Source organism: Amycolatopsis sp. WAC 04182, assembly GCF_003947465.1.
GTDB lineage: Bacteria > Actinomycetota > Actinomycetes > Mycobacteriales > Pseudonocardiaceae > Amycolatopsis.
In genome coordinates this window covers 13,892-40,212 of sequence record NZ_QHJJ01000012.1, presented here as the reverse complement: position 1 = coordinate 40,212, position 26,321 = coordinate 13,892, and the positions used below count along the sequence as shown (strand labels likewise).

The window sequence follows — 26,321 nt, the reverse complement described above, 5'->3', positions numbered from 1 at the left end:
CCGTTCGGTTGGGATCCGTTGGGGCACAGGAGTCTAGCGGGCTCGCGGGACCGGGCCGCCATCGTCCGATCGTGTGGATGTCCGGCGGTGGAACCCCGTCCGCGGCCCCGTGGCCCTAAGGTGGCCGGGTTCAGCGCCCAGGCACCGGGAGACGAGCACGATGGCACCACCTCCGGACGTCCCCGTCGCACCAGGCCGGTGGCCGATGCTGGGACATACCGTGCCGATGCTGCGTGATCCGGTGAAACTGTTGTCCTCACTGCGATCGCACGGCGACGTCGTGCGGCTCGACTTCGGCCCGATGCCGGTCTACCTGGTCACCACACCGGAACTGGCCTGGCGGCTGCTCGCCGTCGACGCGGCGAAGTTCGACAAAGGCATCGTGTTCGACAAGATGCGTCCGTTGTTCGGCGACGGGCTCGCGACTTCCAACGGAGCCTTCAACCAGCGGCAACGGCGGATGATGCTGCCCGCCTTCCAGCGAAGCCGTCTCGCGCTCTACGCCGAGACGACGATGACGAAGGTCGCTGTAGAGCTTGCGGACGCGTGGAAACCGGGCCAGGTGGTCGAATTCGACCAGCGCATGCAGGATCTCGCGCTGACCGTCTCCGGGCGCACGCTGTTCTCCACCGAACTCGGCGACGACGCGCTCACCGAGATCCAGCGGTCGATCCCGATCATGCTGAAGTACGTCATGGTCAGGGCGTTCTCGCCGAAGTTCGTGGAGCGCCTGCCGATCCCGGCCAACCGCGAGTTCGACGCGGCGGCCGCACGGCTGCGGCGGGTCATCGGCGACGCCGTCGTCCGGGCGCGCGAGAAGGGCGGCGACCAGGGCGATCTGCTGTCGATGTTGCTGCTGGCCGAAGACGACGAGACCGGCGAGAGAATGACCGACCGTCAGGTGGAGGACGAGGTCATCACGATCCTCACCACCGGCGCCGAGACGACGGCCGTCGCGCTCGCGTGGTTCTTCCACGAAATCGGGGCGCGGCCGGAGATCGAGCGCCGCTTCCACGCCGAGGTCGACGAGGTGCTGGCAGGCGGGCCCGCGCGGTTCGACCACCTGCCGCGCCTGGTCTACACGCACCGGATCATCAACGAAGTCGTCCGCCGCACTCCGCCGGTGATCCTGATGAGGCGGGCGCGGGAGGACGTCGAGCTCGGCGGCGTGCGCATCCCCGCCGGTACCGAGGTCGCGGTCAGCCAGCACACGCTGCACCGCGATCCGCGCTGGTTCCCCGATCCCGGCCGCTTCGAGCCGGATCGCTGGGAGCCGGAGCGCGCCGCGGCGGTGCCGAAGGGCGCGTTCATTCCGTTCGGCGCCGGCGCCCGGCTGTGCCCCGGACATCAGTTCGCTCCCACGGAGATCGCGTTGGTGGCGGCGACGATCGGCGCCCGGTGGCGGCTGGAACCGGTCCCTGGCGTGAAGGTCTTTCCCAAGATCAAAGCGACGATGCAGCCGAACCGGTTGCCGATGATCGCGCGGCCGAGAACCTCGGGCTGACGGTGAGCGCTCGATCACCCCGTGTAGGGTTCATCCTCCTTCCGAGCGTCCCGATTCCGGAGAGGGTTCTGTGAGAATGCCGCTCAAACTGGCCACGGCGGTGGCCGCCTGCTGCGTGCTCCTCGGTGGTTTCCTGGTCGCGGCCCCGGCCGAAGCCGTCGACGTCCGCTGTTCCGAGCTGGATCTGCCGGTCACCGGCCCGCTCGGCGAACCCGCCACGGTCCACGGCCGGTTCTGCCTGCCCGCCGGCCCGGCGCCCGACGCGGTGCAGTTGCTGGTGCACGGCGGCACCTACAACAGCGCCTATTGGGACCTGCCCTACGACCCGGATCGCTATTCGTACCAGCGGGACATGGCCAAGCACGGTTACGCGACCTTCGCCGCGGACCAGCTCGGTTCGGGCGGGAGCAGCAAACCGTTCAGCCTTCCGCTCCTGCTGCCGGTGCTGGCGCGCTCGATGCACGAGGTGATCGGCCATCTGCGCGCGGGCCGGGTCGGCGGCACGCCGTTCGAGAAGGTCGTGATCGTCGGGCATTCGGTCGGTTCCGGCATCGTCGCGGCCGAGGCCTCGACGTATCAGGACGTGGACGGCGTGATCCTGACCGGAATGACGCATCTGCCGTCGGTCCCCGCCTTGACCCTCGGGGTGCTTTTCGGCCTGCAACCCGCGTTCACGGACGGCACGCTCGGTTCGCTCGGCAGCGATCCGCTGTATTTCACGACGAAACCGGGAGCACGTGCCGGACTGTTCTATGCGACGGAAAATACCGACCCCCGCGTCATCGAAGCCGACGAGGCGACCAAGGATCAGGTTTCGGTCCCGGGAATGGGAACGGTCGCCGTGTTCGGGATCGTGCTGCCCGCGACGAAAGCGATCCGCGTGCCGGTTCTCCAGGCGGTCGGATCGAAGGACGTCCTGTTCTGCGGCCTTTTCGCGCTTCGGGACTGTTCGAGCGGCGAGACCCTGCGGCCGGCCGAAGCGCCGTTCTACCGGCCCGAGGCGCAGCTTTCCACGTATGTTCTGTCCGGTGCCGGACATTCGCTGGCCTTGCATCGCAATGCGGCCGAGTACCGGGACGCCACCCGCGTTTGGCTGAGGGACAAGGTGGGAGTTGCAGTACCGTAGGGTGACCACCCGATTGGATGATCGGTGAACCGTGAGTACGGATAGAGAATCGTGGAGGATGTTTCTCCACCACGGAATACGAAAGCGACCCCAGGACCGGCGGACGTGACTGCCCCACTTCCGGACGGCGATGAGTTCCCCGTATCGCCGGACGCCCCGAAAAGAACTTCATCCTCCGCAGCCCCGAAGCGGAAGAACACCGCGCCGACCCGCGCCACGCTGGCCCGCAAGTGGGCCTACCTGGTCACCGGTACGGCGTATCTTCCGTATACCCACGCCCAGATCGAAGAGCATTTCGCCGTTCTCCTGGACGAGGTCTTCGCGGCGGTGCTGAGCGAAGACGCGGAACCCGCGCAGGCCTCCGAAGCCGGCGCGCGGCTCGTCGCGCTCAGATGCGTCGGCCCGGACAGCCTCCGTCGCACGATGGAGGTGCTCGGCAAGGGACTTCTGCACGAACCGGAGTTGCGCAGCGTGAAGTCGCTCCCCGAACGGGTGTTGCAGGTGCTCGGCGCGCTCGCGGCCGGTTACGGCGAGGCGTTGCGCGAGAGCATCCAGACACAGCAAGAGGATCTGAGCCGCACCCTGGTCACGCTCGAACGCGAGACCCGGCGTGAACTGGTGCTGACCCAGGCACGGTTCGAGCAGCTCTTCACCGGTTCGGCCACCGGGGTGGCCGTCACCAGGGTCGACGGCCGCGTCCAGCGGGTGAACCCCGCGTTCGCCGAAATGCTGAACCGGCCCGTCGCGGACCTGGTCGGGCTCAACCTCTACGACCTCGTGCACCCGGACGACGCCGAGGGACTGCGCGAGGGCTACCGGAAGCTGCTCGAAGGCGAGAGCCAGCGGCTCGAGCTGTCGCGAAGACTCGTGGCCGAGGACGAGGAACCGATGTGGGCGGCCTTCACCGGCGCTGTCATCCGCGACCCGGCCGGCGAAGCCCAGCAGCTGATCACCCTGGTCGCGGGTGACACGGACGTCTCGTTGCTGCAGCGGCAACTGAGCCGTCAGGCCCTGCACGACCCGCTGACCGGCCTGCCGAACCGGCAGTGCTTCGGTACCCGGCTGGAACGGGCGCTGCGGCACGCCGACCCTTCGTTCGGCGTCACCGTCTACCACCTCGACCTGGACGGTTTCTCCCTGATCGCGGGCGGGCTCGGCCAGAAACAGAGCGACGACCTGCTGAAGAACGTCGCCGCGAAGCTGCGGGCCGTCGTCGGCGGCGAGGACGCGCTCGTCGCCAGGATCGGTGGTGACGAATTCGGCATCCTCATCCAGAACACCGCGGCCAGCCCGGACGTCGCCACCGTCATCGGCATGATCAACCAGGAGCTCTCCGAACCGGTCTACCTCGAAAGCGGCAGCGGGGTGGCGGTCTCGGCCTGTATCGGGGTCGTGCACCGGCCACCGAGGGACATCGCGCCGAACGAGCTGCTGCGCGTCTCCGGTATGACGCTGCGCCGGGCGCAGGCCAACGGTTACCGCCAGTGGGCGCTGTCCGACTCCCTTCTCGACACCAGGGAACGGCACGAGTTCGGCCTGGCCGTTTCCATGGCGGGCGCCTGGGAGACCGGCCAGATCGAGGTCGGCTTCCGGCCGCTGACGTGGCTGGCGGACAGCAGGCCGGCGGGTATCGAGGCGCGACTCGCGTGGAACCACCCGCGCCACGGCCGGATCGGTCACGACACCTGCGTCCGCTTCGCCGATGAGACCGGTCTCATCGCGCCGCTGGGCGAATGGCTCATCCGCACCGCCTGCGAGGAGTCGGACGGCAGGCTCCCGATGGTCGTGGGACTGACCCCGCATCAGGCCGCGGATCCCGATCTCGTCGGGTCGGTGCGGAACATCCTGACCGCGACCGGAATCGGGCCGTCACGCCTGCGGCTGGGCTTCCCCGCCGGCGCCGTGCTCGCCGAACGCGGCGAGACCGTCGACAACCTGCATCTCCTCGCCGAGATCGGCGTGGATGCGGAACTGCAGGACTTCGGGGCGGCCGGTGACGTCGTGTGCCTCGTCGACGTGCCCGTGCGGACGGTCCGGATCGCGCCACGGCTGGCGGAGCGGCGGACGGAACCGCTGGCGGAACGTTCGCTGCGGAACCTCATCGACACCGCGACCATGGCTGGCGCGACGGTGATCGCGGACGGTATCGACTCCACCGGCGACGCCGGATGGTGGCGGACCGCCGGTGCCCATATCGGTGCCGGACGGTATTTCGGTTAGGCCGTTTGCCGTAGCGGAAGGCGCTAAGTTACCCGAGGGTTGACGTTCGCGGGCGGATTGGGCAACATCCCAGGTCCTCACCCCGCACCTCGGAGGCAGGCACATGCAGGTAGGCCCGAGGCGTGGCGGGCGTTTCAACGCGCCCGTCGTCGTCTTGAGCCTGTTGCTGGTGATCGCGCTCGGCGCCTGGTGGGGCGTGGACTATCTGCGGGCCCGGTTGGCGGGCAACGGTTGCGACGCGCTGACGCCGGTCGAGATCACCGCGGCGCCCGACGTGGCGCCGGTGCTCACACGGCTCGCGAAGACCGTGCCGCAGGAAGAATGCTTCAGTGTCAACGTGACCGCGCGCGAGTCGGCCGAGGTCGCCGATCTGCTCGGGACCACCGCTTCCGGCGGGCCCGACGTCTGGGTTCCCGAGTCGAGCACGATGTTGTCGCAGGCCAGGGACGCCGGGGCGTGGAACCTGCCGGAATCCGGTCAGTCGGTGGCGAATTCCCCGGTGGTGCTGGGACTTCCCGACGAAACCGCGCGGCGGCTCGGCTGGCCGGGGAAGGCTCCGTCCTGGCAGGAGATCCTCGACGGCTCCCAGGTCGGGATCCCGGACCCGGCGCGCGATCCGCTCGGCGTCGCCGCCCTGCTCGCCCTGCGGAAGCTGACGGAGAAGGAGCCCGACCCGGCCGCGGCCTTCACCGCCGTCATGCGCAAACTGAACCCCGCGGCGGGCCAGACCCCGGCGACCGAACAGGCGGTACTCGCGCGGAACCTGGTGGCCGCGTACCCCGGTGTCCCGGTGCAAGGGTTCGACTATCCGTATGTCGTGCTGCCCAAGGCATCCGAAGCGTCGAGGACGGCGGCGGAACGTTTTCTGCGGCTGCTGCTCGATCCGCTCGCCGGGAGCATCTTCGCCGACGAGGGATTCCGGGCCCCCAACGGTCAGTTCGCCGTGCCGCGGGCGCAGGACAGCCGGACCGATCCGGCGCCGCATCCGCCGGGGCCTCCGCCGGTGACGGACCTGTACGCCGCGCTCCAGGCCTGGGCGGGGACGAACCTGAGCGCCCGGGTCCAGGTGCTGCTCGACGTCTCGGGATCGATGGCCGCCGCCGTACCTGGCACGGGGAAGAGCCGGATGGAGCTCACGCTGCAGGCCGCGACGCAGGGGCTCGGGCTTTTCAAACCCTCCACGGAGCTGGGGTTGTGGCTGTTTTCGACCAAATTGGACGGTGACAAGGACCATCGGGTCCTGTTGCCGATGAAGACGATCGCCGAGCAGAAATCGTCGGGCGGGGTCGAGCGGCTTCAGGCCGTGCGGCCTAAAGCCGGCGGCGCGACCGGGCTCTACGATTCGATCCTCGCCGCCTACCAGAACGCCAGGCAGAACTGGAAACCCGGCCGGATCAACCTGGTCGTCGTCCTCACCGACGGGCGCAACGAGGACGGCGAGACGATCGGGCTGCCGCGGCTGCTGGAGGAACTGGGCAAACTCCAGGACCCGAGGAAACCGTTGCCCGTCATCGGGATCGGCATCGGGCCGGATATCGACGCGTCCGAACTGCGGCAGGTTTCCACCGCCACCGGCGGGGATTCGTTCACCACCCCCGATCCGAGGAAGATCTCGGACGTCTTCTACCAGGCGCTGAGCAAGATCATGTGCCAGCCGCCGACCTGCAAGAATTGAGGCGACCCTTGGCTCTCCGGGGGAAAAGACCTTCGCCGGTCACGTCGGCCGCCTTCGCCGCCGGTGTGATCCCGTTCGTGCTGCACGCGTGGGCAGCACTACGCGGCAGCCTCGCGCAAGACGATTTCGTCATCACCTACCACGCCGCGAAGTCGGGGCCGTTCGACTTCGGCTACTTCTTCCAGGATTACCACGGTCATTTCGCGCCGGGCGGATTCCTGCTCGCCGACGTGCTGACCGCGTGGGCGCCGCTGAACTTCGCCGTGCTGATGGCACCGGTCCTGCTGATGCAGGCGGCGTCGTCCGTGCTGTTGTGGGCGATACTGGTGCGCTGTTTCGGGCGCCGGTGGGGGATTCTCGTCCCGTTCACGATGTTCACGACGTCGACCTTGCTGCTCGTCCCGACGTTGTGGTGGGCGTACGCCATCCAGATCGCGCCCGTGCTGCTGGCCGCCACCGCCGCCCTCCACGCGCACGTGCGGTATCTCGCCGACGGCGGGCGCTGGGCGATCGCCACCGTGGCCTGGACCGTGTTCGGGCTGGCCTTCTACGAAAAGGCCGTGTTCATCCCGGTGCTGATCGCCGGGATCACCGTGCTGCTCGGGATTTCCTTGCGCCGCCACCTCGTGCTGATGGGGGTCCTCGCCGCTGTCGTGGCGGGCTACGCCGTCGTTTTCCTGGCCTTGACCACGAGCCAGGTCGGGCAAGGCGGCGGTGCGGTCACCGTCGGCACGGTCGCGGACATGACGGGCCGGATGCTCGGCGACACCCTGATCCCCGGACTCGTGGGCGGGCCCTGGTCGGGGCCGGGGCCCGGTGCGACGTTCGCCGCTTCACCCGTGGCCGTCCGGATTCCGCTGCTGCTCCTGGCCGTCGTGGTGCTGGTCGCCGGGATCCGCGTGGGCGGGCTCCGGGCCAGGAAGGCGTGGCTGTTGCTGGGGCTGGTGTTCGTGGCGGACATCGGGCTTTCGGCGGCCACCCGGCTCACCGAGGTCGGCCCGGAACTGGGCAGCGATCCCCGCTACGTCGCCGACCTGGCGCTCGTCGTCGCGCTGTGTCTCGCTTTCGCCTTCCTGGAGCCCAAATCACTCGACCGGCCTTCGGACACCGTGCCGTCCACGGCGAAACGCCCGATCGCCTTGGCGTTGTGCCTCGCCCTGATCGCGAGTTCCGCCGTGGGGTTCTCCCGGCTGGCGCCCGGACTCCGGTTCGACCACTCCCGGGAGTTCCTCGCCAACGCGCGGGCCTCGATCGACCGGAATCCCGATCTCGTGCTGTTCGACACGGCGGTGCCGAATGACGTTCTGCACGGCTGGTTCGGCGAAAACGCCCGCACGTCCAGGGTGGTGGGGCTGATCCCGGGTTTCCTGTTCGACCAGCCGACGAGCCGGATGTCCCTTTTGGACGATACGGGCACCGCGCGGACGATCACCGGTGTGGAACCGGTTTCCCGTGGCGTTCCCGGCCCCGTGGCCGGCTGCGGGTACACCATTGGGGAGCAGCTGGTCCGCGTTCCGTTGGACACGCCCGTTCTCGGCCGCTACCTGCTGCGGATCGACTACTTCACCTCGGACGGCGGAGAAGGGTTCGTGGACCGCGACGGGACTCGCGTGCCGGTGTGGTTCCAACCCGGCCTGCACACCATGTACCTGCCGATCGAGGGCTTGTTCGACAAGATCGGCTTCCAGCTGTCCGCCAAGGGTGCTCCCGTCTGTCTCGCGAAGGTCGACGTCGGCAAGCCGCTCACTCAGTAGGGGTCGTACGGGCTGTCGTGGCCGAAGACCCTCGCCACGGGCGCCAGCCGGAGCCGTAGCAGGATCTTGATCCCGACGTTGCGCAGGAACCACGGCATTTGGGCGAGCACGCGCAACCTGTCCTTGACCGACGGAGGGGAGAGCCGGAACCGGGCCAGCGACGTCGCGCGGTCGAGGTACGTGTAGCGCCGTCCGAAGAGGACTTTCGCGATCGTGCCGATGGTGACGCCGATCGACGAAAAACAGTCGTGGACCAGGATTTCCCGGCCGTCGGTCAGGTTGGCCGACCAGCGCAGGTCGTCGGTGTAGGTCCAGTAGTCGTGTTTGCCGTCGATGTAGAGCAACTGGATCGGACGGTCCCAGTTCGGCCGGAGCTTCGTGCTGTACTCCGCCACGAGTTCCACGACGTCTTCGACGCCCGCTTTCCGCAGGTTGGCCTCGAACCGTTGGCGTGTCGGCGATCCGCCGAACAGACGGCCGTCGACGAACGGGTCGACGGCGACCACCCGCGCGCCGACCGTGCGGGCGGCGCTGGCGAGCACGATCGTCGAACGGCCCTGGTGGCTGCCGATCTCGACGATGAGGTCGCCCTTGTCCAGGCGGCAGGCCGCGTTCCACAAGGCGAGGCCCTGCTCCCGCGTCATCCAGCCCTTGACGGGTTCGGCGAGCGACCACGCATCTTCGAAACCGTCTGTCATAGGGCGCATAGTAGCCACGTTTCCGCCTAGTATCTACCGGATGGTAACCCCCGGGGCGCTTGTGAAACGGCCGAGCACGTGGATCGTGCTGGCGCTCACCGTGCTGTCCTTTGTGCAGCGTCCCGGCAGGACGACCTTCGACACGAAACTCGATCTCGCCGTGGATCCGCTCGCCTTCCTCGGCCGGGCGCTGCACCTGTGGAATCCCCAGGCGACGGCGGGGGAGTTGCAGAACCAGGCGTACGGCTACCTGTTCCCGATGGGACCGTTCTTCGCGCTGTGCCAGGCAGTCGGGATCCCGGTGTGGATCGCGCAGCGGTTGTGGTGCGCGATCCTGCTCTCGGTCGCCTTCGGGGGCGCGCTGCTGGTGGCCCGCGCGCTGAAAATAGGGAACGAACGGACTCGGCTGATCGGAGCAGTCGGTTACGCCCTCGCGCCGAGGATGGTCACAGAAATCGGTTCGCTGTCCTCGGAGATGCTGCCCGCCGTCCTGCTGCCCTGGGTGCTGCTGCCGCTGATCCTCGCCGACCGCATCGGCTCGCCGCGTCGTGCCGCCGGGTTGTCCGCGCTCGCCGTGCTGTGCATGGGCGGGATCAACGGCGCGATGGTCGTGATGGCGCTCGTGCTCCCGGGGTTGTGGCTGCTGACCCGGAAATGGCGGAGCACGCATGTCACGCTGGTCATCTGGTGGTTCGTCTTCGTCGTCGGCGTGGTGCTGTGGTGGTTCCTGCCGCTGGTGCTGCTCGGCCAGTACAGCCTGCCGTTCCTCGACTACATCGAATCCGCGACCAACACCACGGCGCCGATGTCGTTGTTCGAGGTGCTGCGCGGTACGAACCAGTGGGTCGCCTACGTCGTCCAGGGCACGCCGTGGTGGCCGTCGGGCTGGGCGCTGATCGACAATCCCGTGCTGATGGCGGCCACCGGGCTGGTGGCCGCGGTGGGGCTGCTCGGCCTCGCGCGGCGCGGACTGCCCGAACGGCGTTTCCTGGTGCTCGGCGTCCTGACCGGGCTGACGCTGCTGACCGTCGGCTATGTCGGGACGCTGGACAGCCCGCTGGCGGAGCCGGTGCGGCAGCTGCTCGACGGCCCGCTCGCGCCGCTGCGGAACGTGCACAAATTCGAACCGGTGCTGCGGCTGCCGTTGATGCTGGCGTTCGTCCACGGCATCACCAGCGCCGCACCCGCGCTGCGACGGAATCTGCGGCCAGCGTTGGGCGCCTTGCTCGTCGTGGCGATGGCCGCGCCGGTGTGGCTGCTGACGTTGCGGCCGGGGCCGGGCTGGGACGAAGTGCCGGGATATTGGTACGACGCGATGGGGCACGTCGCCAAGGCCGACGCGACCGCACGTACGCTGCTGCTGCCCGCGACAGGCTTCGGTGAGTACGACTGGGGCCGCACGGTGGACGAACCGGCACAGGCCATCGCGGACAGTCCGTGGGCGGTGCGGAATCAGGTCCCGTTGGGCTCGGAAGGCAACACCCGCCTGATGGACTCCATCGACGCGGCATTGGCCGACGGCAGAGGGGATCCCGGGCTCGCGGCGCTGCTCGCGCGATCGGGCTACCGGTTCCTGGTGCTGCGCGGCGACATCGACCGCGCCAAGGTCGGCGCGCCCGATTTCACGACGTTGCGCGCCGGGCTGGCCGGGTCGCCGGGGATCGAGAAGTCGGCCCAGTTCGGGCCGCTGGAGATCTTCGAGGTGAAACGGCCGGTGCCGCTCGTCACCGCGACGTCCGCGAAGGACGTCCCGACGGTGAGCGGAGGCCCGGAGAACCTGCTGCCGCTGATGAACTCCGGGCAGCTCGACCCTGGCACGCCGACGGTGCTGACCGGGGACGGCGGTTCGCCGGCCGGCCCGAGGCTGGTCACCGACGGGCTGCGCCGCGCCGAACGCAACGTCGGCGGCGTGCGGGACAACCTGAGCCAGACCCTGACCGCCGGGGAATCCGCACGGCAGCAACGAGCCGCAAGGGACGTCTTGCCGTTTCCCGGCGAGCAGCACCAGACCGTGGCCGCGTATCGGGGGATCCGTTCGGTCAACGCGTCGACGGCGGCTTCGTTCGCGGACGCGTTCGGCGGTTCGGATCCGAGTCATCAGCCGTTCGCCGCGCTGGACGGGGATCCGCGTACCGCTTGGCATTCGTCGAGTTTCACCGGTCCGATCGGGGAATGGCTCGAAGTCGAACTCGACACCCCGAGGCTGGTGAACTCGGTCGATCTCGCGATGGTCGACGACATCCGCGTCGGCTGGCCGCCGACCCGGATCCGGATCACCACGGACAACGGTTCCGTCGATCACCAGGTCGTCCGCGGCGCGGGAGCGCACAGCTACCCCGCGCCCGCGGGGGTGACGCGGAAGGTGCGGATCACGTTGCTGTCGCTCGTGGTGGGCAGGCAGGACGGCAACGTCGGGATCTCGGAGCTGAAGATCCCCGACGTCGATCCGCAACGCGCGCTCGAAGTCCCCGCCGACCTCGGACCCGGTTCCGCGCCGGGCTTCGCGTTCACCCGGGGCGCGCAGCCGCGTTATGCGTGCGTGCCCGACGGCGAGCATGTCCGCTGCGATGCCAACGCGGGTCGCGACGGCGAAGAACCGGACGGGATCCGGCGGCTGTTCTCGACGACCTCGCCGAGCACCTACGAGTTCGGCGGCACCGTGCTGCCCGCCGGCGGCGGCCGGTTCCCGGTGGACTTGCCGGGCGTGCAGGTGTCGGCGACCTCGCAACTGGGCGGGGATCCCTCGGCGAGCGGATTCGCCGCGGTGGACGGGAATCCCGCGACCACGTGGCTGCCCGACGTCACCGATCTGCGGCCGACGTTGACCCTGGACTGGACGAAACCCCAGACGATCTCGGGGATCCGCGTCGCCGCCGACACGGGCGCGCCCGCGCGGTTGGAACTGACCACACCGACGTCGAGCCGCTCCGTCGAACTCGACGCCTCCGGCGCGGCGACGTTCCCACCCCTGGAAACCTCGCAGCTGAAGATCGCGTTCGCCGGCCTCGACGACGACCAGCGGACGCGGAACTCGCTGGGTATCGGGAGCCTGTTCCTGACCGGCGCCGAACTTCCCGCCCCGGCCGCGGAATTCACGCTGCCTTGCGGATCGGGTCCGAACGTCCGCCTGGACGGCTTCGACTACGACACGTCCGTGCGCGGCACACTCGCCGACTTCGTCGCGCATCGGCCGCTGACGCTCTCCGCGTGCCCCGATTCGGCGGGCGGCGTCGACCTGGCGGCGGGCGGCCACGAACTGCGGACCGACCGGTCCGAGTCCTTTGTGGTCCAGGACCTGTGGCTCAAGCCCGTCGGGCAGGCTTCCGGAGTCGCCGGACACCGTGCCGTCACGGTGGAGTCCTGGGACGCGACGTCCCGCTCGGTCACCGTGGGCGGCGGCGACGAGTCCATTTTGGCCGTTCCGGAAAACGCGAACGCGGGCTGGACCGCTTCGCTGAACGGGACTCCGCTGGTGAAGACGCGCGTCGACGGCTGGCAGCAGGCGTGGATCCTGCCCGCCGGCTCCGGCGGTGTCGTGCAACTGGAGTTCACCCCCGACTGGAAGTACCGGTCGGGGCTGCTGATCGGCGCGGTCGCGATCCTGCTGGTGCTGATCGGCGCGCTGTGGCCCGCCCGTCGGCGACGTCTTTCGGTGGAGGCGGGTTCCGGGCGGGTGGTCCCGGTGGTGCTCATCGGACTGCTGGCCGTACTGGGCGGAATGCTGCCGATCGTGCTGCTGATCGCCGTCCTGCTCGCCCGCCAGTTCAGCGAACGCGCGCCGCGGTACCTCGCTTTCGGCGGCATGGTCGTGGGAACGCTCGTCGCGGTGGTCGGGCGGCTGCTGGGGCATGGTCAGGAGTGGGCCTACGGTCCGGTGACCCAGGCTTCGCTGCTGCTGGCGGCGGCGGCGATGGTGGCGACTTGTGTGCCTTGGTTCGGTGGACGCGAGCCCGAGGGTGACAGAGCGTAAGGGGTGTGTGGAAATAGAGACGTTGAATGTCCCTATTTCCACACACCTCCGCTTCACTGGACCGGTCACGACGTCAATCCGCGCTTTCTGTCGGTGGACTGGCTCAAGCTGATCAGGTGCGAAGAGGGGAGTGGGCGCAGCACCCACTGATGACGAGCGGCCCGGCCGTGGTCGGGGCCAAGCGCCTCGAAGAGCTCGGTGTGCCCAGGAGAACGATCTGGCGCCGGTGCGAGCCCGGTGGCGCTTGGCGGATGCTGCTGCCCGGAGTCGTGCTGCTCGGGAACGGCGAGCCGAGCGAAGAACAGCGGATCGAGGCGGGCCTGCTTCACGCGCGTGAAGGTTCGATGCTCACCGGCGTTCCCGCGCTCAGGCGTTACGGCCTGAGAAAGTTGCCGGATTTCGGCGACGTGCATGTCCTCGTACCGGCCGGGCGGGCGATCGCCAGTACCGGGTTCGTCCAGGTCGAACGGACGCGACGCCTGCCGGTGCCGCGGATCAGAGCCGGTGTTCCCACCGCTCCCGTGCCGCGGGCGGTGATCGACGCCGCACGACGAACTTCCGACCTGGATCCGATCGTGGCGATGATGGCCGAAGCGGTGCAGGAGCGTCATTGCCTGCCGAGGGCGCTCGCCGTCGAGATCGACGAGCGGTCTCGATTCGACCCGAGACTGCTACGGCCGCTGGCGCCGATCCTGGGCGGCGCGCATTCCGTCGCCGAGGCCGACGCGTGGAGCCTGTGGGCGCGTTCAGGGCTACCGGCGTTCCGCTGGAACGTGAAGTTCTTCGACGCGGCGGGCCGGTTCGTCGCGAAGCCGGACGGTTGGTGCGACGAGGTGGGGTTCGCCTGGGAAGTCGATTCCCGCGGCTATCACTCCGGCGGTGACCACTTCCGTGCGACCCTCGCGCGAAACGCGCGTTACGCCGCGGCAGGGATCGTCGTGCTTCAGACGTTGCCGTCCCGTATCCGAACCGAACCGGACGCAGTCCTGAACGAGCTCAAAGCGGCGTTTCGCAGTGCTCAGCGGCGTCCGCGACCTGACGTGCACATCGGATGAGCCGGTCAAGCGCGCCGCGACCGCCACTCCAGGACTGCGCCCGAGAGAGCCAAACCCCCGGCACAGCAGGCGGCGACGGTCACCACCTGAACGGCCGAGGAGTGCAGCCAAGCGGTCACCAGCACCGTTTCCACCACGACGGTCGTCCACATCAGCACGGTCACCCGACGGTCACCGGCGGCGAGGCGCGAGAACAGGAGGATCTGCACCAGCGCGAGCATCGAGCCGGCGAGGGCGAACGGCCAGACCGGCATGGTGCTGGCCGCGTAGCCGGAGCCGCCGATGAAGGTGAGCAAACGTGGGCCCGCGACCACCGAGACGAGGAGCACGACGGCGTCGAGGGCGGCGCAGACGGCCAGGGCGGCGGGCAGGATGCGGCGCCGGTCGTCGCCGTTCGCGAAACGGGGGAGCACCAGGACGCCGACGGCTTGAGGGAGCCAGTAGGCGATCTTCGTGACGATCGCGCCGAGCGCGTATTCGCCCGCTTCGGTCGCGGGGAGGGTGTGGCGCGCCAGCACCAGGTCCAGGTTCACCAGCAGGACCAGCGCCAGCATCGCCTGTGCCGCGTGCAGGACTTCGCCCGCGTGCCAGCCCGTCTTCCGCGGCCGCTGTCGTCCACAGAGGATCCAGCCGCAGACGATCACCAGGTAGGAGCCGATCGCGGTCCCGGCGAGCGCGCCGGTGGCGTCGCCGCCGATCAGCAGGCCGATCAGCGAGCCGCCGACCTTGCCCGCGCCTTCGAGCGCCATGAGTCCGGCCAGGCGGGCGAACCGGCCGCTGCCCTGCAGCAGGCCGTGGAAGAGGCCGAGCAGAGTCAGCGGTCCGAGCGTGACGGCGAGCAGCAGCGCGGGCACGACGGAATCCAGGTGCAGCACGAAGACCAGCACCGGCGCCAGAAGCAGGCCGATGGTCGCGACGATGGCACTCGTCGTGAGGCCGAGCGCGAGCAGTGTCCCGCTGTCCTGCGGTTTGCGGGCCACCCGCAGCGCGACCACGGTTTGCAGCCCCATCGCGGGCACGACGCCGATCACGAGCACCGCCAGCAGCGAGCTCAGCTCGCCGAACGCGCTCGGCGCGAGCAACCGGGCGGCGATGATGCTCAGCGCGTAGGCGCCGGCGTTGTTGGCCGCCAGCGCGAGCGAAACGAGGATCGCCGCGACACGCTTGTCGGTCCTGGTCTCCTCGACCTCGACGTCTACGCTCAACGGTGCTCCCATTACCGGCGAGTAATCGAGCGACCATAACCGTGATCGAGGCGGAAAGGAAAGGGCAGTTGGACGCACGGCGCGAACGTCTCGCCTTGGCCGCGGTGTCGGCCGGGCTGGCGTCGCTGGTGTTCCTGCCCGTGCTCGGACGCGGCTTCGTCCTGAGTTACGACATGGTGTTCGCCCAGCGTCAGTCGTTGATCCCGGACGCGCTCGGACTCGGTTCGGCCCTGCCGCGATCGGTTCCCGCGGACGCCGTGATCGCGCTCGCGACCGCGGTCGTCCCCGGCGACATCGTCCAGAAAATCGTCCTGCTGCTCTCGCTGTTCCTTGCGGCATACGGCGCAGGGCGGCTGGTCCCGACGGAGCAACTCGGTACGCGGATCGTCGCGGCCACCGGGTACGCGTGGACGGCCTATTTCGCGGAGCGGTTGTTCATCGGGCATTGGCCGCTGCTGCTCACCTACGCCTGCCTCCCGTGGATCGTGCGCGCCGCGCTTTCCCTGCGCCGGAACGAACCGAGGGCGCTCGCGGGACTGGTACTCGCCTGTGCCCCCGCCGTGCTCACGCCGCCCGGCGGTGTGCTCGCCGCGCTCACCGCGATCGCGCTGGCCGGGCCGCGGAAACTAGGCCACACCCTCGGTCTCGCCGTCGTACTCAACCTTCCGTGGCTCGTCCCGACACTCCTGCACCAGGGCGGCACGCTGTCCGATCCCGCCGGGGTGGCCGCCTTCAGCGCCCGCGCGGAAAGCTGGGGTCCGGCGATCGTGAGCGTGCTCGGGCTCGGCGGGATCTGGAACGGTGACGTCGTCCCCGGCAGCCGGGGCGCGCCGATGGCCCCGGTGCTGATCCTCGTCACGGTCGCCGTGGCGCTGGCCGGGCTCCGCCCCCTCGCGCGGAAGTGGGGGACGCCGCCGGCGAGAGCGTTGCTGTTGCTGGGAGTTCTCGGTGTCGTGCTCGCCGCGCTGGCGACGCTGCCGTTCGGCGAACCTGTGCTCTCCTGGGCGATGGGGCACGTTCCCGGCGCGGGACTGCTGCGGGACGCGCAGAAATGGGTGGCCTGGTGGGCGCTTCCGGTCGCGCTCGGGTTCGCGCTGGCGGTCGAAGCCGCCGCCACGCGCCTGCGGACCGGGGCGGCGCGGGGAGCGCTCGTCGTGGCCGCCGCGCTTTTTCCCTTGCTCACCATGCCCGATCTCGCCTGGGGCGGCTGGGGAAGGCTCGAAGCGGTGCGTTACCCGGAGGACTGGAACGCCGTCCACCGCGTGCTGGCGGAAGACGACCGGCCCGGCGACGTCGTCGCGCTGCCGCTGTCCACGTTCCGGAGGTTCGCCTGGAACGACCATCGGACCCAGCTGGACCCGGCGCCGCGGGCGCTGCCCGAGACAGTACTCGTCGACGACACGCTCCGCGTCGGCGGCGAGGAGATCGCGGGCGAGGATTCCAGAATGGACCGTGTCCGCGCCGCGAAGTCACCGGAAGACCTGTCGGCGGCGGGAATCGGCTGGATCCTGGTCGAACACGGGACGGCGGGACGGGTCGAGCCGCGGTTGCTGACCGGCGCGGAACGGGTGTGGTCCGGTGACTGGCTCACGCTTTACCGCACTCCCGGTGAGCCCGCGGTGACCGGGACGCGATCATCGATCCCCGTGGTGCTGGCAAACGGAGTAGCGCTGGTGTCGATCGCCGCCGCACTGTTGTGCCTTAAGTTACCGGTGCGTACATTGAGCCGACGCAGGAATTCCCTGTCTCGGAAGGAGTAGGTCTTGGGCACCCTCATCGGCGCGGCAGCCGCCGTCATCATCGGGCTCGCGACGGCCGCGGGCGGGAGTTACGCGCTGACGAACACCGCGGACCCGGACGCCGCACCCCAGGTGCAGGCGAAGATCAAGGAGCAGTTCAACCCGAACTCGAGCCCCGAGCACGTCATTTACGGCAACCGCTGAGCCGGTGTCCGAGCTCGCTTCCGACCACGCCGGCCGGGTCGTCGGGCTCTACGGCGACCCCACCGTTTCCTGGAGCATCCTCCTGGAAGCGAGACTGTCTTCGTTGCTGACGCCCGAAAAGGCGCGGATGCGGCTGGCGGTCGCGGTCGAGGAACGGCCGTGGCTCGGCGCCGCTCCCGAAGTCGTGGCCGTTTCCGGCGAAGAACTTCCGGCGATCCGCGATCGATTCGCCGAGGCGTCGTACGAACGCGGCGCGCCGTTGCTCCGGGTCGCGGTCGGCGTCGACGAGCCCGTCGTGCTGATCGCCGCGCACCATGGCGCCCTCGACGGCCTCGGCCTGCTCGCCGTCCTCGGGCTGGCCCTAGACGTCCCGATCTCGTCCGCCGCCAAGGGAATCGGCGAGCGCACGGCCGATCGATCCTTTCTCGTGTCCGCCTTCCAGCGGCTCGCTGAAGCGCTTTTCGCGCCTCCGGCGAGAATCACCCCGGAGCGGGCGGAAAGTCGCCCAGGAGACGTGTTCAGCGCGAGGATCCTCCCTCGCTCACGGTTCGGATCCTCGGCCTTCGCGGCGGCCGCCGCCAACCTCACCGAGACATGGAACGCCCGGCACGGCGAGGAAGCCGCCAGGGTGGTGGCCGCGGTCGGCGCGTCCTGGCGGAGCGGGGCCGCGCCCGAACCCTTGCACGACAGCGCGTTCTTCCGGTTGCGGCTCGGCGCGAAACCCACGGTCGCCGAAGTGGGCGCGCTGCTGTCCGCGCGGCCGCCGGAACCCGATTTCCCCGCCCGCAGCAGCAGGATCGCCCGGCTGGGCACCCGGCTGCTGGCGAGCAGGCTCGGTTCGACCTATCTGGTTTCCAATCTCGGCGTCGTTTCGGCGGCGGACGCGGTCACCTCGATCGCGTTCTACCCCGCCGCCAGCGGCCGCTCAGGCGTGGCGTTCGGCGCGGTGACCGTCGGCGAGACGACCACCGTCACCGTGCGCGCACGCCGCAAGGACTTCGACGACGCCGCCACAGCCGACCTGGCCGACGGAATCGTGGAAGCCTTGCAGTGTCAGGACCCTGGGATGGGGGATGGCCACCCCGGCCACGTCGCGCACGAGTGATTCGAAGCGGCTCACGCTGTGCTCCCAGTCGAACAGGCTCGCCCAGGTGATACCGGCCTTGCCCATTTCCGTCCGCCGTACCCGGTCGGCGAGCAGCCCTTCCACCTGTGCGGTGAAGTCGGCGAAGTCGTCGGCCAGCAGCCCGGTCTTGCCCTCCACAATGGATTCGGCCACCCCACCCGCCGCCCGGTAGGCCACCGACGGCACACCGTGCGCGGCGGCCTCCATGATGACGATTCCCCAGCCTTCCTTGACCGACGGGCACAGGTGCAGCCAGGACCGTTCCAGGATCTCGTGCTTCTCGGCCTCGTCCACCCAGCCGTGCAGCCGCACCCGGTCTTCGACGCCCCGGTCGCGCGCGTGCTTGCGCAGGACCTCTTCCCACGGGCCCTGGCCCACGATCTCCAGCTTCAGCGTCGGCCAGCGCCGGCTCAGTTCCGCGACGACGTCGATCGCGTGCTCGATCCGCTTGTGCGGCACCAGCCTGCTGACCGCGACCAGCGCCGGCTCCGTGCCGCGGACGGCCTTGCCGCGCGGGGGAGTGTCCAACCCGTTGGGCACCACGGTGATCCGCGAGCCTTCGACACCGAGCCCGGCCAGCTCGCCCTTGGTGATCTCGGAAACCGTGACGTAGCGGCAGTGCCGGAACAGCCACGGCGCCAGCCGCGACTCGATCCACCAGCCGATGCGGCCCAGTGTCTCGCCGAGCGCGCTGATCCACTGTTCCTTGTGGACGTGGTGCACCAGCACGAGAACCGGACAGCCCGCGACGAGCCTGGCGAAGAACGGCATCCCGTTCTGGACGTCGACGACGAGGTCGGCGTGCGCCTTCCGGATCGCCCGGAGCGCGTGGAGGTAGACACCGAACTTGTTGCCACGGCGGCGATAGCGGACCCCGTCGCGCCATTCGCCCGCGTTCGCGCCCGGGTACGCGGCGCACTGGATTTCGACCCGGTATCCGGCTTTGGCGAGCCCCTCGGCCATCCGCTCGACGTACCGCTCGGAGCCGCCGCCCTCCGGATGCCCGGTGTCGCGCCAGTTGACGAGCAGCACACGTGGCCGTTCCATCGTGGTTCTCCCAACCTGTTAGCGACAATGCTAGGTTACCGGTGCGTACACGGTAGAGGAATCATTCTCGGAAAGCGATGGTTCGATGGTCGGTAATCGGTCGGTGACCCCAGCAACGATGCCTCATCGCGCCACTTTGCGCAGATCGGTGACGTTGTTCCGCGCCTTTCTCACCGAGCAGACGGATCCGGACGGTTTCTACTCGGTGCTCGCCGAAGACTCGGTCCGGCAAGTGGCGCAGCACACTCCGTTGAACGGCCGAACCATCGTCGACGTCGGTGGCGGGCCTGGCTATTTCTCAGACGCGTTCCGTGCCGCCGGAGCCACGTATCTCGGCATAGACCCCGACGTCGGAGAGCTGACGGCGCGAGGAGAGCCCGGGGAGAACATGGTCCGCGGCAGCGGCACGAAACTGCCGGTGCGCACCGCGTCCGTTGACGTCTGCTATTCGTCGAACGTCCTCGAACACGTTTCCGAACCCGAAACCATGCTGGCCGAGATGTGCCGGGTGACCAAACCGGGCGGCACGGTTTTCGCCTCGTTCACGCCGTGGTATTCACCGTGGGGTGGCCACGAGACCGCGCCGTGGCATTTCCTCGGCGGTCACTACGCCCGGCGCCGGTATCTCGAAAAGAACGGCAAGGAGCCGAAGAACAAATTCGGGGAGAGTCTTTTCGCCTTTTCCGCCGGCGCGGCCATCCGGTGGGGGAAGGCCGCGCCGCTCGCCGATCTCCAGGAGGTCTACCCGCGCTACCATCCCTCCTGGGCCCAGTGGATCGCGCACGTCCCCGGTATCCGGGAGGTCGCGTCGTGGAATCTGGTGATGGTGCTGCGCAAGCGTCAGTGACGCGAGGGGGCGGGGCGGCGCTTCACCAGCAGGAAGACCCCGAGCGCGAGGAAGGCCGCGCCGCCGATCCCGAGCACGATCGGCCCGGTGCTCCCGATGAAGTCCAGCTTGCCCTTGTTCTCGTCCACCTGCTTGATCATCGCGTCGACGGTCGCGTCGGTGAAGGCCAGTGTGCCGTCGAAGACGACCGTGGGCGTGGGATTCGCGGCCGACCGCAATTCCTGGTGCGACCGCTGTTCCTGCTTGACCTGGATCCCCGTCACCGGCTCGATCCAGCTCGTGATGGTGCCCTGGTAGAACTGGCCCGTCTCGACGGAGTCACCGGTGGCGCCGATGAGCGAACCCGGCACCTTCTTCATGGAGATCTTCGTGGCGGGGATCTCCTGGACGAACTTGTAGACCTCGACGCCCTTGATGTCCTCGACGCCCTTGAACCGAGCCTGGACGGCGCGGCCGGTGTTGTCGTCGTAGACCTGGTAGTCCTTCTGTTCGGTGCCGAAGGGGAACTTGAAGTTCAGGCCGGGCTGCGGCTTGTACTCCTGGATCTCCTCGGGCTTCTCACCCTCTTTTTCGGGCTTCTCCTTGAGTTTGGTGACGAAGCTGCTGTTGGCCGAGCACTTCGCCTCCTGGTCGCCGCCCGGCGGGACGTAGCCCTCCGCGGTGCGGCGGTCGAAGCAGACCTGCCGTTTGCTCGCGCTGACCACGGTCTGATCGCTGGTGTCGACCACCGAGACGGCCATCAGCCATACGGCGACGTCCGTGCCCTCGCGCATCTCCGGCGGCGAGAAGTTCGCCACCACGCGGGCGGTCGCCTTCAGCTTGGCGTCGTCACGGATCTCCGTGACGGTCTTGCCGCCTTCGGTCTTCACCGCGAGCACCTTGGACGCGGTGCCTTCGAGAACCGACGTCGATTCCTGGTTCAGGGGCACCTTGGCGAGTTCGGGCTTCACGTAGGTCGGCAGCAACACCGCGCCGGCGACGGCGAACACCCCTAGTGCCAAGAAGATCAGGCTCAACGCTCGACGCAACAGGTCCTCCTGGTGAGACACATTACCCATCGGTAATCAGTCGCCAGATACTGGCTCTTCGGCAGGTCAGCGTCAAAGGTGTGACCGGCGGTCACAGGCACCGCGTGCGACCGGAAGGCGGTACGCGCGCCGCCATTCGGCCCAGGCAGCCAAACATGTTTGTTCCCGGGAACAACGTGAGCGGGACCACCATCGGACGACTTCCGGTGCGTGGAAAGGAACTTTGTGCCGCAGGACCCGAACCATCCCCGCGCGCTGGACATCGGCGCCTACTCGGATTCGATCACCGACGTCGAGCTCCGCGACGCCGTCGCCGACGTCGCCGCGCTGCTTTCGTTGCACGGCAACGTGATCCGTGATCTCGACGCCAGGAGATCACGGTGGCGCCCCGGGCGGCGGTCCCCGCATCCCGACATCGTCCTGTCCGCGGCCGGAAGACGTCCACAGTGGACGAGGTCCGCGAACCCCGAGGTGACGCTGCCGGTCGCCACGACCGCGCGCGGCCGGACCCTCGCGGTGCGGCTCACCGCGCGGCCCGGTCTCGGGCACACGCTGCTGGACCTGGCGAGGATCATCGACGCCGACATGGCGCCGGAGAAAAGGAGCTAGGCGTCGTCCGCCAGGCGGACCGCCTCCAGCGCGACGTAGAGCTCGCCGACGTCGACCGGGTCGGACAGGTCGCGTCTGGTCAGTTCCTGCACGCGGCGCAGCCGGTACCGGACCGTGTTCGGGTGGACGATCAGCCGGTCCGCGGCCTCCTTGGCCGAGCCGTGCCCGGCGAACCACGCGACCAGCGTGTCGAGCAGGACCTGCCGCTCCGGTTTGGGCAGCATCAGGAGCCCGGCCAGCACCGAGCGCAAGACATCGCGCGACATCTCCGGCGCGCTCGCGACCAGCGTGGTGACCGGGGAGTCGCCGAAGACGGCGACCCCGGCGGCGCCGGTGGTCAGCGAGCGGCGGGCGATCCGGGCCCGGTGGACCGCGTCCGGTACTTCGAGGAACCCGTTGAACGGCCTGCTCATCCCCGCTGCCAGCGGCAGGGTTCCGAGCACGTCGCGCAGCCGCCGGACGTCCTCGACGCGGTCGATCACGACGAGGCCGACCTCGGCGGCGGGCCGCCAGGCCGACTTCCAGCGCCGGGCTCGCAGCAGGGCTTCGACGCCGGGCCGTTCGTCCGGCTCGATGGGTTCGGTCACGACGGCGACGAAGGTGCCCGCCGTCGGGAGGTCGAGTTCCTTGGCCGCGTTCTCCAGTTCGGCCTGGGTGGCGAACCGGCCTTGCAGTAGACCGTCCAGCAGGGCGAGCTTCTCGTGGGAGAGTTCGGCGGCGACTTCGCTGTACGCGGTGGTCAGGGCGTCGGAGTAGAGGTCGATGGTCTTCCACACGTTGGAGTTGATCTCCACCGTGCGGGCCGGATTGATGAAACCGGGGCCCGCCAGTTCCAGCAGGCGCTCGTAGACGAAGATCCCGCCGATGCGGAACGCGCGGAGCACGGACGGCAGCGGGATACCCTGCCTGGCCTGGGCCAGCCCGGTCTTGCGGGCCGCGTCGAGCGGGAGCCCCCGGCCCTCGACGAGCGCGGTCAGCGCCCGTTCGAGATTCGCTCGGCAGACCTTGCGCAACTCGTCCGGCGCGGTGCTGTCCACCTGGTGGTAGAACTCGTCCTCGTCGCTGAGGAGCTGGGCCAGGCGGTCACTGAACTCGGGCAGCCGGGTGAGCATCGCCTGCATGAGCACACGCTGCTCCCGGGGTGCGGGAGTAGCGAGAGCTTCGGTGCCCATCCGTCAACTCTAACCCGCATCCGTGGCCGCTTTTTATCACGATGCGACGAAAGGGCGGTTTCAGGAGCTGAGCGCGGTTGACAACCTGCGGAGCGTGTCGCGGGCTTGCCGCAGCTCATCGGGGGTGACACCGCTGTCGTCGAGCACGTCGCGACGCCGGGATTCGCTCGCGTCCCACAGCCGCTCCAGCAGTCGTGAACCCTCGGGCGTGATGGCGTACAGGGGCGAGCGGCGATGGGCGGGATTCGGCTCCGCGCGAAGCTGGCCGGCCTCGGTGAGGTCGTCCGCGACGCGTTGCACGGCTTGGCGGACCTGGCCGAGCCGCTGGGCGATGGCGGGGACGGCGAGCGGTTCTTCGGACACGGTGCTGAGCACGTGCCAGCGGGCGACCGTGGTGCCCAGCCCGGCGGCCTCCCGCTCGCTGATCCGCCGGCTCAGCCCCGCCAGTTCGTAGACGTCGGCGATCAGCAGCCGGTAGTCGCGGACGAGGTCGGTCATATTTGACAGCATACTGTCAAATTGTCATCCTGGCCGTATGGACGTCACGGAACGGATCGCCGCCGTCTTCACCGCTCCGGGACCGCGTCCCGAACTCGCCGGACGGCTGGGCGTGTTCGAGCCGCTGATCGGCAGCTGGGATCTCGTGGTGCACAACCACGCCGAGGACGGGACCGCCCGAACCGTCGACGGGGAATGGCATTTCGGCTGGGCGCTCGACGGCCGCGCGCTGGCCGACGTGTGGATCAGCCCCGCCCGGGCGAGCCGGGGTGACGGGGTGGACGGGGAGTGGGGGATGAGCCTGCGCTTCTACGACGAGAAGATCGACGCGTTCCGGTCGACCTGGCTCGGCCCCGGCAACGGCTGGGTGATCCCGTTCCTCGGCAAGCCGACGGAGGACGGCTTCGAGATCGAGGCCGACACCGACGGTGTCCGGCGCCGGTGGATCTTCTCCGAGCTGACCCGTGAGAGTTTCTCCTGGCGGGCGGAGGAAACGCTGCCGGGCGAGGACCCCTTCGTCCGGCAGCGTTTCGAGGCCACTCGCGCGGTCAGTGGTTGATCTTGAACCACGGCTGGGACCAGCCGAGATAGGTGTAGTTCCACGCGGTCTTGATCTCCGAGATCGTGGTCTCGGTGAAGCTGCCGGGGCCGTGGATGTCGTTCGACAGGAACTTGCCGCCGCCGATGGAGATCATCGTGTGCCCGGTGCCGCCGTTGCTGAAGAACGCGAGCCCGCCCGCGGGGACCTGGGTGTCACCGGGGTGCTTGTACGAACCCGGGATCTGCGTCCAGTGCACGTAGGCGGTTTCCGAACCGCTCGCGGTCCAGCCGTAGGCCCACGAGTTGATCCGGTCGCACCAACGGTAGTAGTTGGGGTCGTTGTTCGTGTGCACATGCGCCTTCGCCCACGCGACGGCTTCGGCGCAGGTCCGCGGGTTGCCGGTGCCCGCGGTGGAGCACGAAAGGGTGCTGCCGGCGCAGTTCGGGGCGACACGGCCGTCCGAACCGGTGTAGACGTAGGCGTCGCTGATGTAGCCGCCCTTCGACGGCACGTAGTCCCAGATGTCGGTGGTGCCGTACTTCCCGGTCACCGTCGAGCCGTTCGTCTGGCAGTCGATCGTGACGGCGGTGCCGCTCGCGACGGTGCCGACGGAACTCGCGGTGGTGCTCGGGCTCGACCGCACGGTCACCGCCACCCCGGAGTCGGTGTTCACCGTGCCCGTCGCCGCGAGCGCCTCACCCGCGCCGCCGAGCATGATCGCCCCGGCCAGGGCGATCGTGCCCATCGCGCCTCTGGCGATCCTCGATCGGATCTTCATCTCTGTCCTCCAGTGGGTTCCCCGAATAGGGGGACAGGATGGTGGATCCCCGTACAAGGCGCGTACAAGAAGACGATCGTCCGAAGTGGACGGTTCTATACCGGGACGAGCTCCGGTTCGGTGACCGGTCCGATGATCGGGACATCGTTCGCGTACCGGGCGTTCCGCTCGGTGAGGAGCGTCCGAAGCCGCGCCAGCGCGCGGAACTGGGCCGCGCGGACCGCTCCCGCGCTCGGCAGGCCGAGCCGTTCGGCCGTCTCCTCGGCCGAAAGCCCGAACACGAACCGGAGCGCGAGCACCTGCCGGTGTGGCATCGGCAATTTCGCCAGCAGGACACCTGCCTGCAACCGGTGTTCCAGGCGCTCGATCTCGTCCGGGTCGCGGCGGGCCCAGAGCGGCAGTCCGTCGCCGATCTCCGGGACGGAGGCGACCGGTTCGCGGGAGCGGCGCCGGTGCAGATCGGCCACCTTGTGCCCGGCGATCCCGAGGACGAACGCGAGGAACCGGTCCGGGCGGTACCGGTAGCGGGGCAAGGCGATCAAGACCGCCTGCAGCACGTCCTGCGCGCAGTCCTGTGCGTCGCAAGCGCCCGTTCCGGTGCTCCCGAGCCTGCTCGCGCAGTAGCGGAACACGTGCGGGCAAAGGAAACGGACCAATTCCCGGATCGCGTCCGGATCACCGGCCACGGCCGCACGGACCACCCTGCTCTCCGGGTTGGGCAAGCGTCCCGCCGTGGCGGCGGCACGGGAGTCCGCGGGGACCGTCGATGGCGCTACCTCGTCCAAGTCTGCACTCCTGGTTCAGGGGAACTGGCCGCCAAGGTGTGCGCCCGTCATCGGGGACTGGGACTTCGTGCGCGGTGGTCCAGCTTGCCGTTCCGTGCGAGGGATGTCCACACGACGGGCCGGAAGTCATCCGAACCGCGCAATGTCTATTGTGGACACTGGCGGGGCGCCACCTTGAAGCAGGACAGCACCGGGGGATAGGCGGTGGTGTCGGTGCTGAGGAGATCCGACGTCCAGACCAGGCAGTGCGCGAGAACCCGGATCCGCTGGTCGAGATCGGCGTTCTCGCAGGCCTCGCCGATCTGGTCGGCGCAGGTGTCTCGGTCGTCGCGGACGCTGGCGGCGATGGCGCGGACGATCGCGGCCACGCCCGGATCGAGCCGGTCGGGCCGGACCGTCCTGCCCGCGTGATCCCGCAGGCGCAAGGTGAACGGTTCACCGATCCGCAGCGATCGGCGGCGATCCTTGGCCGCCAAGGAGAACGTGTCGACCAGCCGTCCGACGACGTCGCCGAGCGCCGGTGCGCGCCGGGTGGACGAAGCGGTGGACACCAGCGCGGTGGCGAGCCGGTCGGCTTCACCCGATCTGGTGAGCGATAGGAGATCGCGGGCGACGGTGTGCGCGCGTTTGGCAGTGGGTGTCATATCGGGCCCCTCGTTCGGCGTGCCGCCTCCCGATACCCGTCCGAGTGACGGCCAAACCCGAATGGCGGTCGATTGCCGCCGCCGGGGGTGCGGGTT

General features: G+C 69.1%; 21 protein-coding genes. 12 read left to right on the top strand and 9 right to left on the bottom strand.

Annotation, left to right across the window (positions count from 1 at the left end):
- The first annotated feature begins 160 nt into the window (after positions 1-160).
- The 5 genes from DMH01_RS41790 (at position 161) to DMH01_RS41770 (ending at position 8,279) form a co-directional block, all read left to right on the top strand.
- Positions 161-1,504, top strand: coding sequence for a cytochrome P450 (locus DMH01_RS41790; RefSeq protein ID WP_125684963.1), 1,344 nt, complete (start codon positions 161-163; stop codon positions 1,502-1,504).
- A gap of 76 nt (positions 1,505-1,580) precedes the next feature.
- The gene (locus DMH01_RS41785; protein ID WP_125684961.1) at positions 1,581-2,630 is read left to right on the top strand and encodes an alpha/beta hydrolase; all 1,050 of its coding nucleotides are present in this window, start codon (positions 1,581-1,583) and stop codon (positions 2,628-2,630) included.
- A gap of 105 nt (positions 2,631-2,735) precedes the next feature.
- Positions 2,736-4,850, top strand: a complete 2,115-nt coding sequence (locus DMH01_RS41780) for an EAL domain-containing protein (protein WP_125684959.1) — start codon at positions 2,736-2,738, stop codon at positions 4,848-4,850.
- A 103-nt stretch (positions 4,851-4,953) separates the two neighbouring features.
- The gene (locus DMH01_RS41775; protein WP_125684957.1) at positions 4,954-6,525 is read left to right on the top strand and encodes a substrate-binding and VWA domain-containing protein; all 1,572 of its coding nucleotides are present in this window, start codon (positions 4,954-4,956) and stop codon (positions 6,523-6,525) included.
- 8 nt (positions 6,526-6,533) lie between these two features.
- Positions 6,534-8,279, top strand: coding sequence for a hypothetical protein (locus tag DMH01_RS41770; RefSeq protein ID WP_125684955.1), 1,746 nt, complete (start codon positions 6,534-6,536; stop codon positions 8,277-8,279).
- On the opposite strand, the gene DMH01_RS41765 is transcribed toward DMH01_RS41770, so the two are convergent.
- On the bottom strand, positions 8,273-8,977 hold the full coding sequence (locus DMH01_RS41765) for a class I SAM-dependent methyltransferase (protein WP_125684953.1): 705 nt from the start codon (positions 8,975-8,977) through the stop codon (positions 8,273-8,275). The genes DMH01_RS41770 and DMH01_RS41765 overlap by 7 nt on opposite strands.
- 40 nt (positions 8,978-9,017) lie before the next feature.
- Between DMH01_RS41765 and DMH01_RS41760 the strand changes: the two genes are divergently transcribed.
- Complete coding sequence (locus DMH01_RS41760) at positions 9,018-12,947, top strand: alpha-(1->3)-arabinofuranosyltransferase (RefSeq protein ID WP_125684951.1); 3,930 nt, start codon at positions 9,018-9,020, stop codon at positions 12,945-12,947.
- A gap of 149 nt (positions 12,948-13,096) precedes the next feature.
- Positions 13,097-14,002, top strand: a complete 906-nt coding sequence (locus DMH01_RS41755) for a hypothetical protein (protein ID WP_125684949.1) — start codon at positions 13,097-13,099, stop codon at positions 14,000-14,002.
- Between the two features lie 5 nt (positions 14,003-14,007).
- Here DMH01_RS41755 and DMH01_RS41750 read toward each other — a convergent pair whose 3' ends face one another.
- The gene (locus tag DMH01_RS41750) at positions 14,008-15,207 is read right to left on the bottom strand and encodes a lipopolysaccharide biosynthesis protein (protein ID WP_125684947.1); all 1,200 of its coding nucleotides are present in this window, start codon (positions 15,205-15,207) and stop codon (positions 14,008-14,010) included.
- A 68-nt stretch (positions 15,208-15,275) separates the two neighbouring features.
- On the opposite strand from DMH01_RS41750, the gene DMH01_RS41745 reads away from it, so the two are divergent.
- On the top strand, positions 15,276-16,967 hold the full coding sequence (locus DMH01_RS41745) for a hypothetical protein (RefSeq protein ID WP_125684945.1): 1,692 nt from the start codon (positions 15,276-15,278) through the stop codon (positions 16,965-16,967).
- A 3-nt stretch (positions 16,968-16,970) separates the two neighbouring features.
- Entirely contained in the window at positions 16,971-17,150 is a 180-nt protein-coding gene (locus DMH01_RS41740; protein ID WP_016335312.1) for a hypothetical protein, read from the top strand.
- A gap of 925 nt (positions 17,151-18,075) precedes the next feature.
- On the opposite strand, the gene DMH01_RS41730 is transcribed toward DMH01_RS41740, so the two are convergent.
- Positions 18,076-19,308 (bottom strand): glycosyltransferase family 4 protein, encoded by a 1,233-nt coding sequence (locus tag DMH01_RS41730; protein WP_125685049.1) that lies wholly within the window; start codon positions 19,306-19,308, stop codon positions 18,076-18,078.
- Positions 19,309-19,471: 163 nt separating this feature from the next.
- On the opposite strand from DMH01_RS41730, the gene DMH01_RS41725 reads away from it, so the two are divergent.
- Positions 19,472-20,170 carry a class I SAM-dependent methyltransferase gene (locus DMH01_RS41725; RefSeq protein WP_125685048.1) on the top strand — a complete coding sequence of 233 codons (699 nt, stop codon included), beginning with the start codon at positions 19,472-19,474 and terminating at the stop codon, positions 20,168-20,170.
- Here DMH01_RS41725 and DMH01_RS41720 read toward each other — a convergent pair.
- Entirely contained in the window at positions 20,164-21,198 is a 1,035-nt protein-coding gene (locus DMH01_RS41720) for a DUF3068 domain-containing protein (RefSeq protein WP_158633296.1), read from the bottom strand. The two genes, DMH01_RS41725 and DMH01_RS41720, sit on opposite strands and share 7 nt — an antisense overlap.
- 225 nt (positions 21,199-21,423) lie before the next feature.
- Between DMH01_RS41720 and DMH01_RS41715 the strand changes: the two genes are divergently transcribed.
- Complete coding sequence (locus DMH01_RS41715) at positions 21,424-21,807, top strand: hypothetical protein (RefSeq protein ID WP_125684943.1); 384 nt, start codon at positions 21,424-21,426, stop codon at positions 21,805-21,807.
- On the opposite strand, the gene DMH01_RS41710 is transcribed toward DMH01_RS41715, so the two are convergent.
- Both DMH01_RS41710 and DMH01_RS41705 read right to left on the bottom strand, forming a co-directional pair.
- Positions 21,804-22,979, bottom strand: coding sequence for a CdaR family transcriptional regulator (locus DMH01_RS41710; protein WP_125684941.1), 1,176 nt, complete (start codon positions 22,977-22,979; stop codon positions 21,804-21,806). The two genes, DMH01_RS41715 and DMH01_RS41710, sit on opposite strands and share 4 nt — an antisense overlap.
- A gap of 60 nt (positions 22,980-23,039) precedes the next feature.
- Complete coding sequence (locus DMH01_RS41705; protein ID WP_125684940.1) at positions 23,040-23,477, bottom strand: MarR family winged helix-turn-helix transcriptional regulator; 438 nt, start codon at positions 23,475-23,477, stop codon at positions 23,040-23,042.
- A 37-nt stretch (positions 23,478-23,514) separates the two neighbouring features.
- Here DMH01_RS41705 and DMH01_RS41700 point away from each other — a divergent pair, with 37 nt between their 5' ends.
- Positions 23,515-24,036, top strand: coding sequence for a hypothetical protein (locus DMH01_RS41700; RefSeq protein ID WP_125684938.1), 522 nt, complete (start codon positions 23,515-23,517; stop codon positions 24,034-24,036).
- On the opposite strand, the gene DMH01_RS41695 is transcribed toward DMH01_RS41700, so the two are convergent.
- The 3 genes from DMH01_RS41695 to DMH01_RS41685 form a co-directional block, all read right to left on the bottom strand.
- Entirely contained in the window at positions 24,026-24,796 is a 771-nt protein-coding gene (locus DMH01_RS41695) for a hypothetical protein (protein WP_125684936.1), read from the bottom strand. The genes DMH01_RS41700 and DMH01_RS41695 overlap by 11 nt on opposite strands.
- Positions 24,797-24,891: 95 nt before the next feature.
- On the bottom strand, positions 24,892-25,581 hold the full coding sequence (locus tag DMH01_RS41690) for a sigma-70 family RNA polymerase sigma factor (protein ID WP_125684934.1): 690 nt from the start codon (positions 25,579-25,581) through the stop codon (positions 24,892-24,894).
- A gap of 146 nt (positions 25,582-25,727) precedes the next feature.
- Positions 25,728-26,225 carry a hypothetical protein gene (locus DMH01_RS41685; RefSeq protein ID WP_125684932.1) on the bottom strand — a complete coding sequence of 166 codons (498 nt, stop codon included), beginning with the start codon at positions 26,223-26,225 and terminating at the stop codon, positions 25,728-25,730.
- Positions 26,226-26,321 lie beyond the last annotated feature (96 nt).

What these genes read in the sequence shown, in the direction of transcription:
- DMH01_RS41710 (WP_125684941.1), bottom strand. Translation starts at nt 22,979, where the DNA reads ATGGGCACCGAAGCTCTCGCTACTCCCGCACCCCGGGAGCAGCGTGTG.
- DMH01_RS41790 (WP_125684963.1), top strand. Translation starts at nt 161, where the DNA reads ATGGCACCACCTCCGGACGTCCCCGTCGCACCAGGCCGGTGGCCGATG.
- DMH01_RS41755 (WP_125684949.1), top strand. Translation starts at nt 13,097, where the DNA reads ATGACGAGCGGCCCGGCCGTGGTCGGGGCCAAGCGCCTCGAAGAGCTC.
- DMH01_RS41785 (WP_125684961.1), top strand. Translation starts at nt 1,581, where the DNA reads ATGCCGCTCAAACTGGCCACGGCGGTGGCCGCCTGCTGCGTGCTCCTC.
- DMH01_RS41685 (WP_125684932.1), bottom strand. Translation starts at nt 26,225, where the DNA reads ATGACACCCACTGCCAAACGCGCGCACACCGTCGCCCGCGATCTCCTA.
- DMH01_RS41765 (WP_125684953.1), bottom strand. Translation starts at nt 8,977, where the DNA reads ATGACAGACGGTTTCGAAGATGCGTGGTCGCTCGCCGAACCCGTCAAG.
- DMH01_RS41700 (WP_125684938.1), top strand. Translation starts at nt 23,515, where the DNA reads ATGGACGTCACGGAACGGATCGCCGCCGTCTTCACCGCTCCGGGACCG.
- DMH01_RS41775 (WP_125684957.1), top strand. Translation starts at nt 4,954, where the DNA reads ATGCAGGTAGGCCCGAGGCGTGGCGGGCGTTTCAACGCGCCCGTCGTC.
- DMH01_RS41695 (WP_125684936.1), bottom strand. Translation starts at nt 24,796, where the DNA reads ATGAAGATCCGATCGAGGATCGCCAGAGGCGCGATGGGCACGATCGCC.
- DMH01_RS41760 (WP_125684951.1), top strand. Translation starts at nt 9,018, where the DNA reads ATGGTAACCCCCGGGGCGCTTGTGAAACGGCCGAGCACGTGGATCGTG.
- DMH01_RS41705 (WP_125684940.1), bottom strand. Translation starts at nt 23,477, where the DNA reads ATGACCGACCTCGTCCGCGACTACCGGCTGCTGATCGCCGACGTCTAC.